The organism is Pseudomonas sp. 2822-17, from assembly GCF_002742485.1.
Taxonomy (GTDB): Bacteria; Pseudomonadota; Gammaproteobacteria; order Pseudomonadales; family Pseudomonadaceae; genus Aquipseudomonas; species Aquipseudomonas cyclaminis.
Genome location: NZ_LJRZ01000220.1, coordinates 1 through 1290, shown reverse-complemented (window position 1 = coordinate 1290; position 1290 = coordinate 1). Strand labels below are relative to the sequence as shown.

Sequence of the window (1290 nt, the reverse complement as noted above, 5' to 3'; positions counted from 1 at the left end):
CCCGCCAAAACCCAGCGAAGCACTGATCCAGCAGCTAGCCAAGGCCAAACTCCTGGAACCGGCAACCGGCAGAGCCACCCCCGACTCTCCCGCGTTCATCAAGGCCAGCCACCTCGAACCCACCTGTTCCAGCGGCCAGGCCTGCCCCCAGACTGGCTACTGGCAGGCATTGAGCCTGAGTCGCAATGTTTACTCGCGGCTCACAGATGGCACCGTTCGCCGTTTCGAAGAGAACGAGATCATGCCCACGCTGAAGGTTCAGAGCCACAAACCGCGCTTTTTGCTGCCCGACATCATCACGGTCAGTGAAGAAAATATCGAATGGCAGCTGCTGGGGTAAGGTATGAAAAACAGGTTCCTCCTGCTGGCAAGTCTGCTGCTGGCTGCCTGCGATAACGGCAGCACCCCGACTGACCGGTCCCAGTTCATTTCCGTGAACCCGCTGACCGAGATCAAAACCAGGCTGGCCTTTGACTGTGTACACGAGCAAATCCCTACGCCGTCCGCCGAAACCGATGAGCTGTTCCAGTACGCACGCTGGCTACAAAAAAACAACCTGCTCAAGCAGGACAAAAGCGTCGACGCCGAGATCGAGCGCTTGTACCGGATTGCTGCCGAAAATGGCCATTTCAAGGCCAACATCAACCTGCAAAACGGCACCATGCGCGGTCAGTTCGCGCTCCGTGGCACGGATCACCTGCGTCTGAGCCAGCAACTGATCGAGGCAAACGTGGCAACGGGGTACTACTTTATTGGCCTCTTTCTGAAGAACGGTTCTGCCGGACTGAAGCAAGACACGGCCATGTCTTGGCGCTATTTTCGCAAGGCTGCCGATCAGGGCAGTGCCCAAGCTCAGTACACTCTGGGGGATAAGCTGGCACCAAGCGACATGGCGCCAGACATCGCTCGCCAGATGCGCCGTTGCGCGGCTGAACAGGGGCATGGTGATGCAGCCTCCGACCTGGGTGTCAATCTTCAAGGGCTGGGCCAGTACCAGAGCGCACTTGAGGCATTCCAATTGGGAGTGGCTGCGGGAGATGACACCTCAGCATCTTTTTTGAGGAAAGGCTTCCTTGGTCCACCTGCCACCGATGAACTTTACTACCTCCACCTACAGGAAGACCTTGAACGCGCAGAACGCTATAACGCAATCTGGAGTCTGCTAGCGGACTACTCCTACGCCGACCCAAAAGTCCCCGAAATCAACGAAATCCTCCCCCTCCCCCCCGCCAAACTCCCCGCCTGGGACGGCAAGCTGCAATGGTTGGAAGCACGCCTGGCCAATATCCC

Annotated in this window: 1 protein-coding gene and 1 pseudogene; both read left to right on the top strand. The window is 57.9% G+C overall.

The window, feature by feature from the left end; genetic code table 11:
- Positions 1–340: pseudogene (locus tag AOA60_RS01665) on the top strand (sel1 repeat family protein); the annotation flags it as partial.
- A 3-nt stretch (positions 341–343) separates the two neighbouring features.
- A partial coding sequence (locus tag AOA60_RS01660) for a DUF6396 domain-containing protein (RefSeq protein WP_099582820.1) occupies positions 344–1290 on the top strand: 947 nt, incomplete at its 3' end.